Here is a 14,912-nt window from a genome sequence, read left to right as displayed (position 1 = left end):
GGCATTTAATGGCAATGTTTCGCTCAAACATTGCCATCAAATGCCACCTCGCGGGAGCATGAGGGGAGGCGCAGGGACTTTGCCGACCGCAACAGCACGGCCGCTCCTTTGCGCAGCGGAGGCGCAGCACCATGTCACCCAGCATCGAGGCGGCGGACGGATTCCTGACCGACTACTACCAGCACGTGGCAGAGGACGACGTCCGCAGCTACACGCCGGAAACGCTGCTGGAACGGGCCCGCTACCACCGGTCTTTGGCCGAGCGGCGGGAGCCTGGGCAGGACGTGATCGGAATCCTGCATGAGCCCGACGCCAGCGTGGTGTCGATCGTCAGCGATGACATGCCCTATCTGCTGCCATCCGTCACCGCCGAAATCGCCCGGGACACCGCATCCATCCGGCTCCTGGTCCACCCCACCTTCACCGTCACCCGCGACCCAGCCACCCATCGCCTGACCACCATCCACAGGGCGCCTCAGCGCATCGGGCTGCCCACCGGCGTCGAACCTTCAGCTGCCGGCGGCAGTCCGCAGTTGCCCACCCCATACGAAGAGCACGACGGCGGACCGCTCGCCGAAGCGTGGATGGCAATCGACGTCCCCCGGCTCCCGGACGACGCGGCCACGGACCGCCTGGTGGCCCGGCTCCGGAGGGTCCTGCTCGACGTGCGGGCGGCCGCAGAGGACCATGCTGCAATCCATGAGGAATTGGCCCGCGAGGTGGAGGCGTTGACCGAGGTGAGAGGCTCGGGTCCTGAAACCAGGGAGGCCAAGGAAGCCCGCGAGCTGCTGCAATGGCTGGGTGAAGGAAACTTTGTGTTCCTCGGGTATCACGGGCGCCGGGGGCTGGGCGTGCTGCGGGATCCGGTGGAGGTGGACCAAATGGACCACGCGGAACCCCGGCTACTCACCCTCACCAAGTCCACCCAGCGCTCCACGGTCCTGCGCCCCGCCTACCTGGACGAAATCACGGTGCAAGCGGCCGGGACTACGGAACGAGGTGCCGCTGAACACGGTACAGATCAGCACCGCACCGCCCGGCACAGCTTTGTGGGGCTCTTCGCCCCCAGTTCCATGGCACATTCAGCCCTGCAGATTCCCGTCATCCGCGACACAGTAAACGAAGTGATCCGGGCGTTTGGCTACCCGCCCGGCTCGCATCACGGCAAGGAACTTCTGGCCGTGATGGAGGGATATCCCCGCGATGAGCTGTTCCACATCGACTCCGGGCAACTGGCCGACCATGCCCGCGAGATCCTGCGCCTCCAGGAGCGTCACAGCACCAGGCTGTTCCTCCGTCCGGACTCCTATGGGCGGTTCATGACCGCGCTCGTGTTCCTGCCACGCCGCCGTTACAGCACCGCCGTTCGGCTCAGCATTGAACGTGAACTTCGCGAGGCCTTCGGTTCGGACGCCATCGAGTTTGAGCTTCGTTTGGGCGAGTCCGCCATGGCCCGGGTGTTCTTCCGGGTGCTCCTTCCGCAAGCGGCTTCGACGCACGGCGGAACGCCCGGCGGGCCGTCCGGCCGGACGCCCGGCGGGACACCCGGCGTCGTGGATGCCGCAATCCTGGAGCCTCGGATCATCGCCGCCACCAGGACCTGGGCACAGGGTCTGGCCGAGGCGCTGCAGGCGCGGTATCCCTCAGAAGAGGCGGTGCGGCTCTCCCGTGAGTGGGCCGCCGCGTTCCCGGCCAGCTATAAGGCCGATTTTGAGGTGGAGGACGCTGTTGAGGACATCTCGGCGTTCGAGAGTTTCCCGGCCACTAACGATCCGGAACCCGATCCCCTGCTGACCGTTTATACGAGGCCCGGCACCGCTGTGCTCAACGAGGACGCCCGGATCCGGCTGTATCTGACCCGCCCCAGGAGCCTCACCCAGATTCTCCCGTTCTTCCACAACCTCGGCTTGAAAGTCCTGGACCAGCGGCCCTTCGACGTGCAGCGTGGAGACGGCAGGCAGTTCTTCCTGTACGACCTCGGGCTCAAGTACCCGCGCGGCGTGGATCCCCTGACGACGGGCGAATTGCTGGCGGGCGCGTTCTGCGCCGCCATGCGTGGCGACGCGGAGTCTGACGCCTTCGATGCGTTGGTCATCAAGGAGGGCATCGACTGGCGGAGAGTGTCCATTCTGCGCGCTTACGCCAAGTACTTACGGCAACTGGGGAGCACCAACTCGTACGGATTCATCGCTGACACGCTCCGGACCAACCCCCAGGCGACACACGCGTTGCTGGAACTCTTTGAGGCGAAGTTCAACCCGGACAGTTACGCACCGGACCTGTTTGATCCTGAGCTCGCCAACCGTTCCGGGGCCACATCCCATGGCGATGTTTTCGAGGAGGGCAACAGTGGGCTGAGTCATCGGACGCAGGCAATCCACACTGCCAGGGCCACCCTGGCCGAAGCCATCGACGCCATCCCGGTCCTTGACGCCGACCGTCTCCTCCGAACGCTCGCGAGCGTGGTCGATGCATCCCTGCGCACCAATTTCTACCTGGACCAGCCGTATATCAGCATCAAACTCGATCCGTCCGGGCTCCCGGTGGCCCCACCGCCACGGCCACGCTTCGAGATTTGGGTTTACTCACCACGGGTTGAAGGGGTCCATTTGCGCTTCGGTCCAATCGCCCGCGGTGGCCTCCGATGGTCTGACAGGCGCGAAGACTTCCGAACCGAAATTCTGGGGTTGGTCAAGGCGCAAACGGTCAAGAATGCAGTGATTGTTCCTACCGGGGCCAAAGGTGGATTCTTCCCCAAACGGCTCCCCGACCCGGCGGAGGACCGCGCTGCCTGGCTCGCGGAGGGCCAGGACAGCTACCGGACTTTTATCCGCGGCCTGCTGGACGTCACGGACAACCTGGTACCGGATCCCGACGGCGGCAGCAACGGTCGCGTCATCACGCCACCCCGGGTGGTGCGGCACGACGGCGACGACTACTACCTGGTGGTCGCTGCAGACAAAGGGACCGCTGCCTTCTCCGACATCGCCAATGCCGTTGCGGCGGAGTACGGTTTCTGGCTCGGGGACGCTTTCGCATCGGGCGGATCGGCGGGCTACGACCACAAGCAGATGGGCATCACCGCCCGGGGTGCATGGGTGTCCGTTCGGCACCACTTCAGTGAGCTCATGATCGATTCCAGGGCCGAGGACTTCACAGCGGTGGGCATCGGCGACATGAGCGGTGACGTTTTCGGCAACGGCATGCTCTTGTCCAACCACATCAAAATGGTCGCCGCCTTCGACCACCGGCACATCTTCCTGGACCCCACGCCGGACCCGCTCGAGTCCTATGCGGAGCGGGAGCGGCTCTTCAGGCTCCCCCGATCCAGCTGGGCCGACTACGATCCCGCCAAGCTGAGCCCGGGAGGCGGTATTTTTCCGCGGACCGACAAATCCATTCTCCTCACCGACGAGGTCAGGCTCGCGCTGGGTTTGGATGAAAGCGCCGAGCCCGCGGGTCAGTTGGCAATGAGCCCACCGGACCTTCTCAAGGCGATCCTCATGGCACCGGTCGATCTGCTGTACAACGGCGGAATTGGCACCTACGTTAAGGCGTCCACGGAGTCCCATGCCGACGTCGGGGATAAAGCGAACGACGCCATCCGCGTCGATGGCAACAAGCTCCGCACCCACATCATCGCCGAGGGTGGAAACCTTGGCGTCACGCAGCGCGGCAGGATCGAGGCTGCGCTGACGGGCATCCTGGTGAACACCGATGCGATCGACAATTCGGCGGGCGTGGATTGCTCGGACCACGAGGTGAACATCAAGATCTTCCTGGACCGCATGATTTCAGCAGGCAAGATGACCGCATCGGAACGGACGGCGTTCTTGCAGTCCTTGCAGGCGGAAGTTGGCCGGCTGGTGCTCAAAACCAATGATGAGCAGAACGTCCTGCTCCTCAATGACAAGCAACTGGCCGTCGAATGGAGCCCCAGCTTCGAAAGGACCATGGACTGGTTGGAATCCGTAACGGACCTGGACCGGGAACTGGAGTCCCTCCCCAGTAACGGCGAACTGCAGGCGCGCGTCCTCACTGGCAAGGGTCTGACCACTCCCGAGCTCGCCGTGCTGGCCGCCTACGCCAAGATCGAGCTCGCCCGGGAGCTCACGGAAGGCGGACTCGCTGATGATCCATGGTTCTCGGAAACACTGCGCGAGTACTTCCCCAGGCAGGTCGCGGAGCGGTTCGGCGAACATCTTTCAACGCATCCGCTCCGCCGGCACATCGTTGCCACCGTGGTGGCCAACGACATGATCAACATGGGCGGTATCGCCTTCGCTTTCCGGGCCATGGAAGAAACCACGGTGTCCGCGGCCGCCGTGGCGCGCGGGTTCGTGGTGATGCGGAAGCTCTGGGATCTGGACTCTGTCACCCAGGCAATTGCCCAACTACCGGCCACTACGCCCAGCGAGCACGGTGCCGCAGTGGCCCTGGACATGCGACGCCTCCTGGACCGGTCGGTGCGCTGGTACGTCACCCACGATTTCCGCGACAAGCCCCTTTCCGATGCTTTGGCCCGGCTGGAGCAACCGATGTCCCTGATGCGGGCCAACTTCACGGGTTTCCTGCACGGCATCAACTTGGCACACTCCCAGAAGCGGCTCGCCCACACCGATGCCGTTGGCTTGCCCCACAGTTTGGGAATCCGAGCATCTGAGCTGCTGGTCAGTTACGGACTGCTGGACATCTCGGCCATCGCAGAGGAACTCCAGGAGCCGGCGGAGGCCGTGGCGGAGGTCTACTTCGCCGTCTTCGAACGGATTTCGGCCATCCCGCTGCTGGAACACATCACCATGCTTCCGCGTGACACCCATTGGGAATCCCTGGCCCGGGCTGCACTCAGGGATGACATGTACCTGGTTCTCGCCGACATGACCAAGGCGGTGGTCCGGCATACTCCACGGTCTCCGGTGGCCGCTGATCCTGTGGACCGGATCGTGGATTGGGAGCACGGAAACATCGAGCAATTGGCGCGGGTCCAAGAGACCATCCGGGAGGCCATTAAGCCCGGTCCGGTGGACATCGCTGCTCTTTCAGTAGCCGTGAAACTCCTCCGCGCCATGGTTCGGAGATGAGACGCAGGTCACCTAGCTGCCAGTCATCTTACATATTTTCGGCGCTCACCAACTATGATTGACGGGTCGCCCTCGCATGCGGCATGTAATAGGAGGCCCCCAATGACCCCTGCAATGATTGCAGAACGCGAAATTCGCCTGTCCTTCTCGAAGGCAGACGAGATCCACGACGGACTCGACCGCGCCGTGGATGCCCTGATCGAAAACGCAGCAGCAGACGCTGCCTGCGGAATTCTGGTGACGCGCCACGAGCCCGGCACCTACACCGTGGCTCTGGACGAATCCGTTCCCTTCGGTCAGACCCGCGAAGTAATCGCTGCCTGATACCCCAACGTATTTCCGGCAGCGACGCCAAAAACCGGGGCCCGTTCCTTTCCGCATCTACTACCCGCGGAAGGGAACGAGCCCCGGTTTCTGTTTATCTGCTACTCCACCCATGTAGGTCACAATTAGGCGCGTTTTGAGCGGCCAAAACGCGCTCAACTGCGACTCAGTTGGGTGCCTATGCCCGGCGGAGAGTCACGCCGTCGGACTTCATGAACAGTTCCTTGCCTTCTTCAGTAACACCCGAGCCGGAGTGCTCGAGCCACACCACATTTCCACTGCTGGAGATTTCCTCGACCCTGCCGGTGGCTATCACGTGGGCATACTTGACCACTTCCACCGCCTCGCCAACGTTCAGCGTCTTCCAGTCCGTAACCGTAGCCGAGTGAGCGCTTCGCCTGGACAGGACTGCTCCGCGTGCCTTCATTGAACTTCTACCCCTTTGTGGATGTTCTCTGTTGTGTATTGAGTTGTTAACGGTTGACCGTCAAGCCCACAACACCGTTGTTGTGGACGTGACGTACACCATAAGTTCTACTACATTTGCCACGCCCCGGCGCTTGCGTTGCGAACAAAGACCGGGGCGTGACAAAGATGCCCATCAAATGAGCGTTTTATTCGACGTCAGGCCAAAATCCCGACGGCGGATTCGGCGGCCGCGCGGACCGCACCCGAGCCGACCAAACGGTCAGCCGCTTCCAGTTCCGGCGACAGGAACCGATCAGCACCCGGGCCCTGAACTACTTCACGAAGCACCTCAAGCACTGCCGTACCGGCGGGACCCGGGGTGAGTTCGCCGTCGGACATTTGCGTCCGCATGTCGATGGCGCGGGCGCTGGTGACAAGCTCGACGGCGAGCACGCGGCGAAGGTTCTCCACGGCCTTGCGCAGCTTCCGGGCGGCGTGCCAGCCCATGGATACGTGGTCTTCCTGCATGGCGGAGCTCGGGATGGAGTCCACCGAGGCCGGAACCGCGAGGCGTTTGTTGTCCGAGACCAGGCCGGCCTGGGTGTACTGGGCGATCATCAGGCCTGAGTCCACCCCGGGGTCTCCGGCGAGGAAGGCCGGCAGTCCATGCGAGCGGGCGGGATCGAGCATGCGGTCCGTGCGTCGTTCGGCCATGGAGCTGAGGTCCGCCACGGCGATGGCCAGGAAGTCCAGGACATAGGCCACGGGAGCGCCGTGGAAGTTGCCGTTGGACGTGACGCGGCCGTCCGGGAGGACCACCGGGTTGTCGATCGCTGCGGCGAGTTCGCGGGAAGCCACCAGTGCGGCGTGGTCCACGGTGTCGCGAACGGCGCCCGCAACCTGAGGGGCACAGCGCAGCGAGTAGGCGTCCTGGACCTTGGTGTCGTTGATCCGGTGGGAAGCAACGATCGGCGAGTTGGACAGCACGCGGAGCATGTTGTCCGCGCTGGCGGCCTGGCCGGGGTGCGGCCTCAGTGCGGCGTGGAGCTCCGGCAGGAACACCTGGTCAGTGCCGAGCAGTGCCTCGACGCTGAGCGCGGCGGTGACGTCCGCCGTCGCAAGCAGCAAGCGGATGTCGGCGATGGCCATCAGGAGCATGCCGAGCATGCCTTCGGTGCCGTTGACGAGGGCCAGCCCCTCCTTCTCAGCGAGTGTGACAGGCTCGATGCCATGCTGCGCGAGCAGCTCAGCAACAGGCGGCTTGCCAGCGGTTCCGTACAGTTCGCCGTCGGGACCCATGGCTTCGCCTTCGCCCATGAGGACCAGCGCGCAGTGGGACAGCGGTGCGAGGTCGCCGGAGCAGCCGAGCGAACCGAATTCGCGGACCAGCGGGGTGATGCCGGCGTTGAGGACGTCCACCATGGTCTGGAGAACTACGGGGCGGACGCCCGTGCGGCCGGACGCGAGGGTCTTGGCCCGGAGGAACATGATGCCGCGGACCACTTCGCGTTCCACGGCCGGGCCCATGCCGGCAGCGTGGCTGCGGATCAGCGACTTCTGCAGCTGGGTGCGGAGGTCGTTGGGGATGTGGCGGTTGGCCAGCGCGCCGAAGCCGGTGGAGATACCGTACGCCGGGACATCGCTGGTGGCGAGATCGTCAATGTGGGCCCGAACCTTGGCCACGTTGTCCAGGGCATCCTGGGAAATGATCACCTTGGCATCGTGGCGTGCGACGGCGACGACGTCTTCCGGGGTGACGCCGCTGGAGCCAAGGGTCACGGTGAGTTGTTCGTTGGTGGTGATGGTCATGGTGTTGCCTACTTCTCGTTCATGGGGATGCGGACGCCGCGTTCGTTGGCGACTTCGACGGCGCGGTCATAGCCGGCGTCGACGTGGCGGATGACGCCCATGCCGGGGTCGTTGGTCAGGAGCCGTTCGAGCTTTTCCGCGGCCAGGTCCGTGCCGTCGGCTACGGAAACCTGTCCGGCGTGCAGGGACCGGCCGATACCGACACCGCCGCCGTGGTGGATCGAAACCCAGGTAGCACCCGAAGAGGTGTTGATCAGGGCGTTCAGCAAAGGCCAGTCAGCAATGGCGTCGGAGCCGTCGGCCATGGACTCGGTCTCACGGTAGGGAGACGCCACGGAACCGGAGTCCAGGTGGTCACGGCCGATCACGATCGGAGCCTTGACCTTGCCCTCCTTCACCAGCTGGTTGAACAGCAGGCCGGCTTTGGCGCGTTCGCCGTACCCGAGCCAGCAAATACGTGCCGGCAGGCCCTCGAATTCCACACGGTCCGCAGCAGCGTCGAGCCACTTGTGCAGGTGCGTGTTCTCCGGGAACAGTTCCTTGATCGCTTTGTCCGTCACAGCGATGTCTTCCGGATCCCCGGACAACGCAACCCAACGGAACGGGCCAAGACCCTCGCAGAACAACGGACGGATGTAGGCCGGAACGAAGCCGGGGAACTCGAACGCCCGCTCGTACCCTCCCTTGCGTGCCTCATCACGGATCGAGTTGCCGTAATCGAACACCTCAGAGCCGGCGTCCTGGAACTCCACCATCGCCTGGACGTGGCGGGCCATGGAAGCCTGGGCCTTCTTGGTGAACCCTTCCGGATCCGCCTCAGCCTCGGTGTGCCACTCGGCCACCGTGATGCCCTCAGGCAGGTAGGACAACGGATCGTGGGCCGACGTCTGGTCCGTGACCACATCGAAGGTCACTTCCCCGGCCTTATGGCGGCGCAGCAGTTCCGGGAACACCTCCGCGGCGTTGCCCACGTAACCCACCGACCAGCCACGACGCTCGTCCTTGGCCTTCTGGACCTTGGCGATCGCGGCATCCAGATCGGTTTCGACCTCGTCCAAGTACCGCTTGCCCGCGCGGCGGCGCAGACGGGTCTCATCAACGTCCACGATCAAGCACGCGCCGTCGTTCAACGTCACGGCCAGCGGCTGGGCGCCGCCCATGCCACCACAACCACCCGTCAACGTCAGCGTCCCGGCCAGCGGGCCCTCGGTGGAACCCTCCGCGGCGGGTGCCGGGTGACGCCCCTCAGCAGCCAACTTGTTGCCGACGGCGGCAAACGTTTCGTACGTGCCCTGCAGGATGCCCTGGGTGCCGATGTAGATCCAGGACCCGGCGGTCATCTGGCCGTACATCATCAAACCCTCAGCTTCGAGGCGGCGGAACTCAGGCCACGTCGCCCAGTCACCGACGAGGTTGGAGTTGGCGAGGAGAACACGGGGCGCCCACTCGTGGGTGCGGAACACACCCACCGGCTTACCCGACTGCACCAGGAGGGTTTCGTCCTTCTCCATGGTTTCCAGGGTCCGGGTGATCGCATCGAACGCAGCCCAGGAACGCACAGCACGGCCCGTGCCGCCGTAAACCACCAGGTCGTCCGGGCGCTCAGCGACCTCAGGATCCAGGTTGTTCATCAACATGCGCAACGGCGCCTCGGTCTGCCACGACTTGGCAGTAAGTTCAGTACCCCGGGCGGCCTTGACCGGACGGGCACCAGTGGTGAAATCGGCGGGTGCCATGGTGACTCCTTCGTCTGTGGGAAGTGTGTGGTGGAAAGATCTTCTGCTTCTACTAAAGCCCCTTTATCCCGCGGCTGGAACGGCTTTTGGAGTGGTGCTGTCCGGGATTACAGACCCGTGGACCCTCTCGCATTTGAGCGGCAATGAGCGCATGCTGGACCCATGGCAACGTACCGGGTGACGACGCTCGTGGCGGCACCGCCGGACCGCGTCTTCGCGGCCTGGACGGACCTGGACCGCTTCAAGGAGTGGATCGGGGGCGTTACGCGCGTGACTGACCTCGCAGGGTCCATCGATCAGGCCGGCAGCAGCTACACAGTGTGGTTCGGCCGCATGGCAAGCCCCACCGAAATCCTCGCCGTCCAGCGGCCTAGGCATCTCCGCACCCGTTTCGGCAACGCGATCCTGAAAGGCGAGTCGGACGTGACCTTCACTGCCGAGGGCGACGGCACGCGCATCAACCAGGAGTTCGTCACCCGGGGAGTTATCTCCGGGATCTTCGCCCGGCTTTTCGCCATGGGGTCCTACAAGGGCAGCTTCAAAGGCGAGCTGGAGGCCTTCCGGCAATTGGTGGAGCGCGACAACCCCGGGCCGGGCTAGCCGGCCTTGCCAGCCTGCCGGCCTTGCCAGCCTGCCGGCCTTGCTAGAGTCCCGGCCCGCTGGCTAGCCCGCCGGGCGCCCGTGGATCCGGACCGACAGTTCGTCTGCCGCCTTCCGGATACGTGAAGCGAGCACCGGCCATTGCTCAGCCGGCACTTTGTCCTCCAAGAACGTGACGGCGACTGCCGCCGTCGGCCATCCAACGTGGTCCGTTACTGCGGCGGCGATGGAGCAGAACCCCGGCGTGATTTCGCCGTTCTCCGTGGCATAGCCACGCTGCCGCACCTGATCGAGGTGAGACGACAACGCGGAGTACTTCATGATGGGGAACTCCACCTCATGCCGCGAAGTGAAGGCGGCGGCGTTTGGATACAGCGCACGGACCTGCGACTTTGGAAGGGCGGCGAGGATCGCTCGGCCTGACGCCGTGAGGTGGCTGGGCAGGCGGACCCCGACGTCGGTCACCAGGCTGGGGCGGTTCTTGGCGCGTTCCTCCACGATGTAGAGGACGTCCCGGCCATGGAGCACCGCGAGGTGCGCACTCTCACCGATCACATCAACCAGTGACGCGAGCATGGGCCGCCCAAGCCGGGACAAAGGCTCCTGGCGAGAGTATGCCGAGCTGAGTTCGAAAGCGCTGATGCCGAGCCCGTATCGCTGCTCTTCGTGGAGGTGCAGGACGAAGCCGTTGGCTTCCATCACCCCCAACAGGTGGTAGACACTGGATCGCGGCAAGCCCAGTGCCGTGGCAATGTTTGACGCCGCCATCGGCCCGCGTCGCGAGGCCAGCAGCTTCAGTATCCGCAGGGTGTTCTCGGCGGCAGGGACTTTGGAAGTGGCCTTGCCCGGTGCCACTGGCGACGTTGTCATGGTTCCTCACTGCTCAGGGTTCGGGACCAGCGGACCATCGACTGTCCGGTATCCCGTACTCAAGCGTGCACCCTGCCGGGCTGCGCAGCCAACCCGTTGGGCTTGCCCGGTGTCTGGAGTGCCAGACACCGGGCTTGCCCAGGCCCCCGGTTGGGGTTCTGGCAGGGGCGGGGCCAGGCGAGGGCTACGGCTTGGGCTTGGGGGCAGTGCCCGCGGTGCCCGGCTTTACGGGTGCCGGCACCGGGACTGAACCTTTCCGACGCAGCAGGAACGTGATGGCACCGGCAGCAGCCAGAACCAACGCCGCAATCAGGCCGATGGTCCAGCCACCCAAACCGGAGGAGGAAGCAGCCAAGGGTGCGGCCGCCTCTTGCGACAAAGACTCCGCCGACGTCGACTCGCTGGGCCACGTCGCAGCCGGCGGGACGTCGACATCTGTGATGTCAGGACGTTCAGCGTCAACAGGCTCGCCGTCCGGAGCCTCCCCGGTGACGGGAAGCGCGACGGCGGAAACGGGCGCCTGCGGCCACGGCACCACAGTGGGAGCTGCTCCGAACAGTTCGGAAGAATCAACCATCGGTACGTTCAACGGAAGCTTTCCGCGCTCCTGCTCCGCCGCTGCGGCGGCTCTGGCCGCTTCAGCAGCCCTCGCTGCCTCTGCCTGACGGGCTGCTTCGGCGGCTTTCGCAGCGTCGGCTGCTATACCGGCGTCGACCGCTGCCTTGTCTGCCAACCCGGCGAGTTCGGCAAGCATGGCGTCAATCGAGGCAACGTGGGCGGCGGTGGCTTCGTCGCGCTTGGCAGCAGCAAACTGCCCGGTGGTGGCGAATGCCCGCAGGTCAGCCCGGCTGCCCTCCAGCGCCACAGTGGCGGCTGCCCGCCGTTCCGCACCCTTGTCGAGAGTGGCGTAGGCAAGGATGCGGTCGTCCAGGTCTTGTGCAGTAGCGAAACCATACTCAAGGAAGTAGCGGACAGCCGCATGGTTGGTGGATCCCAGGGCAAGGTCCGCCGCCTTGTTCACGTGGCTGCCACCGAGGTCCAGCAGTTGGTAAACGCGCTGGCGGTCCGCGCCGAAAGCGGATACTCCGCTTGAATCCCGCGCAATTGCTTCTGCGTGGCCCTTGGCCACGAAGTTCTTGATCGCTGCATCGCCACCCAACATCGCGGCCTCGGCTGCCTTCTTCACTTCAGGCGTGCCAACCAGTACTAGATCCAGTGTGACCTGCCGGGCTTCCTTGATCAGCGCATCAAGGTCGGCACCGGGCGCCGAAACGGTCGCCAGAAGCCCGGGCAACTCCTTGGCAGCCTTTGCGAACGTTTCCTTGAACGGCTTCTCGGAAACCGCGGTTGCGCTGTCCAGGACATTTCGCGGACCAGCCTGGGCACTGAGGAGATCACGATCAACAGTCAGACGTGTCGTGTCTGCTTTCCGTGCAGCCACGGCGGTGTTTCGCGCTTGCTCGACGGCGGTCTTCGCCCGGTCGGCGACTGCTGCGGCTCCTGCGGGGTTGGCCTTGAGATCGTCTTTGACCTGCTGGAGCAGTGCAGAAACGGCAGCCGACTCAGTGTGATGGTCGCCTGCAACGAACTGCCCGTAGCGAAGGAAATCAGCCACAATTTCAGAGTCGTCGGTTGCCAGCGCTGCCTTGGCCGCGACAGAAACGGCAGGATTCCCGGAAGCGATGAGGCCATATGCCGATTGGCGGTCTGCCATCTTCGCTTTGTTCCTCCACCCGGTCAGGACGAACTGCTCCACGGCTTTGTCGCCTTCATCGAGGCTCTTTGCGGCCTCACGGCGAACGTGGACGTTGCCGTAGTTAAGGAAGTACGCGGTCACAGTCCTGAGGTCGCCCCGCCATGTCCCAGCCCAGCCCTCTGCAAGGAAGGCATCGATCCTGACCGGATCACCGGTGGCAAGGATCTTCTGGGCAACGGACCGAACATGCTCGCTCCCCCGCTCCGTCAGCTCGGTGACCAGCTGCTTGCGGTCCGCTGCCAGCGGGGCGTCCTGTCCGCCGTCGACGAATGCCTGGACCGCACTTTCGCCGCCCACGAGGGCCGACGCCGCTGCTGCGCGGGTGGCCGGGCCACCCGTCCTCCACAGCTCAAGTACGCCCGCCGCGTCGGAGGCCCGTTCAACATACGGGACTGGAGCTTGCGATGCGCTGGGAACCTCAAAATCAGGAGTGTCGTAAGCCTGCGCGGGGGCTGCGAAGAGCAAAGACGCGCCAGCCACAAGGGCAACAACGGCAGCGGCCCAACGGCGTCGAGTGTGACGAAGTACAGAAATCAAAAGTCCCCCATAAGGATGCGGTGGCAGCGCTGAATTCAAGTGGGCGACGCTGAAAAGCGAGGGATGCCTGACCGGTTTGATGAGCTGTCCGCGGTCATCATATCCGAACGGAGACTATGACTTTGACCACCCTCCAAAAGCCGTCCTATCCGCCAAAGCCGCAGTGTCTGCGATCAAAGACACCAAACCCCCGTGAGTCCGATCACAAGAGGCCCAAAAGTGATGTGCTGGATAGCGATCCCCTCCCAAAGACGAGAAGGTTTTACTATGCAACAAACCAAGCTGGCCGCGGAGAGCTCTGTTCTCCAGGCCGCGGGTACGGCGCTCAGCCGAGGCCTGAACGTCCGCCACATCCGCTTCATGGCCCTCGGATCCGCAATCGGCACGGGCCTCTTCTACGGCTCTGCTTCTGCGATTCAGAAAGCCGGCCCGGCCGTCCTCCTTGCTTACATCATTGGCGGCGCGGCCGTGTTCATGGTGATGCGGGCACTCGGCGAGATGGCCGTCCGACACCCCGTTTCCGGGTCCTTCGGCCAGTATGCGTCCAGGTATCTGGGACCGTTTGCGGGTTTCGTGACCGGGTGGACGTACGTGTTCGAGATGGCCATTGTGGCCATCGCCGACGTCACCGCTTTCAGTATCTATATGGGTTTCTGGTTCCCCCAAGTGGACAGATGGATCTGGGTTCTGGCCATCATTCTGTTCCTCGGCGCCATGAACCTGCTCAGCGTGAAGGTGTTCGGCGAACTCGAGTTCTGGTTCTCGCTCATCAAGGTGGTGGCGATCATCGCCATGATCGTGGGCGGTGCGGCGATCGTGGTGTTCGGCTTCCAAACGGGCGACGGCGGCGGCGTGGCACCGGGACTGGGGAACCTGGTGAATCACGGCGGTTTGTTCCCGAACGGTTTTGAGGGGCTCCTGGCCGCGTTCGCCGTCGTGATGTTTGCCTTTGGCGGGATCGAAACGATCGGCATCACAGCGGGTGAAGCCACCAACCCCAAGAAGGTCATTCCGCAGGCTGTTAATACGGTGCCGGTCCGCGTCCTGCTCTTCTACGTGCTGACCCTGGGTGTGCTGATGAGCATCTTCCCCTGGAACGAAATCGGCAGCAGCGGCAGCCCGTTCGTCCAGATCTTCGACGGCCTGGGCATCCCGGCGGCACCGCACATCCTCAACGCCGTGGTCATTACGGCCGCGCTCTCGGCCATCAACAGCGACATCTTCGGAGCCGGCCGCATCCTGTTCGGCCTCGCTCAACAGGGACACGCGCCGAAGAGCTTCAGCAAGATTTCCCGTCACGGCGTTCCGTGGATGACCGTGGTGATGATGGGCGGCATCCTGCTGATTGGCGTCGTGTTGAACGCTGTGATTCCTGAGGACGTCTTCGTGCTCATCGCGTCGATCGCCACCTTCGCTACCGTGTGGGTCTGGGTGATGATCCTGGCGTCGCACGTGGCCATGAAACGGGAGATCAAGCGCAAGGGACTCCCGGCGTCGGAGTTCGGTTCCCCGCTGTGGCCTGTTGCGTCCATTCTGACCATGGCGTTCATGGCCATGGTGATCGTGATCCTGGGCGTCTTCGAGGACACCCGGGTAGCCCTGTATGTAGGCGGCACCTGGCTGGTTCTCCTGTTCGTCGCCTACAAACTGTGGGTCCGCGGTGGCGGCCTGCGCCGGGCAGAGTTGGTGGACGAGACCGCCGCCATCCCCGCGGTGAAGGCACCCTAGTTTCCCTGCGCCGAAACTACAGTTAATGCCAATGTTCGCGCGGAACATTGGCATTAACTGAAG

Annotated in this window: 9 protein-coding genes; 4 read left to right on the top strand and 5 right to left on the bottom strand. The window is 64.1% G+C overall.

The window, feature by feature from the left end:
- Window positions 1-131: 131 nt before the first annotated feature.
- Both AB4Y77_RS14455 and AB4Y77_RS14450 read left to right on the top strand, forming a co-directional pair.
- Window positions 132-5,081 (top strand): NAD-glutamate dehydrogenase, encoded by a 4,950-nt coding sequence (locus AB4Y77_RS14455; protein WP_442014415.1) that lies wholly within the window; start codon window positions 132-134, stop codon window positions 5,079-5,081.
- Window positions 5,082-5,183: 102 nt separating this feature from the next.
- A complete protein-coding gene (locus tag AB4Y77_RS14450) occupies window positions 5,184-5,405 on the top strand; it encodes a hypothetical protein (RefSeq protein WP_311211543.1) in 222 nt (73 codons plus the stop codon).
- A 178-nt stretch (window positions 5,406-5,583) separates the two neighbouring features.
- On the opposite strand, the gene AB4Y77_RS14445 is transcribed toward AB4Y77_RS14450, so the two are convergent.
- The 3 genes from AB4Y77_RS14445 to AB4Y77_RS14435 form a co-directional block, all read right to left on the bottom strand.
- Entirely contained in the window at window positions 5,584-5,832 is a 249-nt protein-coding gene (locus tag AB4Y77_RS14445) for a hypothetical protein (RefSeq protein ID WP_311211544.1), read from the bottom strand.
- Between the two features lie 197 nt (window positions 5,833-6,029).
- Entirely contained in the window at window positions 6,030-7,622 is a 1,593-nt protein-coding gene (gene hutH / locus AB4Y77_RS14440; protein ID WP_442014414.1) for a histidine ammonia-lyase, read from the bottom strand.
- A gap of 8 nt (window positions 7,623-7,630) precedes the next feature.
- On the bottom strand, window positions 7,631-9,358 hold the full coding sequence (locus AB4Y77_RS14435) for a urocanate hydratase (RefSeq protein ID WP_311211546.1): 1,728 nt from the start codon (window positions 9,356-9,358) through the stop codon (window positions 7,631-7,633).
- Between the two features lie 162 nt (window positions 9,359-9,520).
- Here AB4Y77_RS14435 and AB4Y77_RS14430 point away from each other — a divergent pair, with 162 nt between their 5' ends.
- Window positions 9,521-9,958 (top strand): SRPBCC family protein, encoded by a 438-nt coding sequence (locus AB4Y77_RS14430; RefSeq protein ID WP_442014413.1) that lies wholly within the window; start codon window positions 9,521-9,523, stop codon window positions 9,956-9,958.
- Window positions 9,959-10,021: 63 nt separating this feature from the next.
- On the opposite strand, the gene AB4Y77_RS14425 is transcribed toward AB4Y77_RS14430, so the two are convergent.
- Complete coding sequence (locus tag AB4Y77_RS14425) at window positions 10,022-10,828, bottom strand: IclR family transcriptional regulator (RefSeq protein ID WP_311211548.1); 807 nt, start codon at window positions 10,826-10,828, stop codon at window positions 10,022-10,024.
- Window positions 10,829-11,012: 184 nt separating this feature from the next.
- The gene (locus tag AB4Y77_RS14420; protein WP_442014412.1) at window positions 11,013-13,121 is read right to left on the bottom strand and encodes an ALF repeat-containing protein; all 2,109 of its coding nucleotides are present in this window, start codon (window positions 13,119-13,121) and stop codon (window positions 11,013-11,015) included.
- Between the two features lie 267 nt (window positions 13,122-13,388).
- Between AB4Y77_RS14420 and AB4Y77_RS14415 the strand changes: the two genes are divergently transcribed.
- A complete protein-coding gene (locus tag AB4Y77_RS14415; protein ID WP_442014411.1) occupies window positions 13,389-14,849 on the top strand; it encodes an amino acid permease in 1,461 nt (486 codons plus the stop codon).
- Window positions 14,850-14,912 lie beyond the last annotated feature (63 nt).

Origin of the sequence: Paenarthrobacter sp. YAF11_1 (assembly GCF_052113445.1) — a bacterium.
Taxonomy (GTDB): domain Bacteria; phylum Actinomycetota; class Actinomycetes; order Actinomycetales; family Micrococcaceae; genus Arthrobacter.
This window is presented reverse-complemented; position numbering and strand designations above follow the sequence as displayed.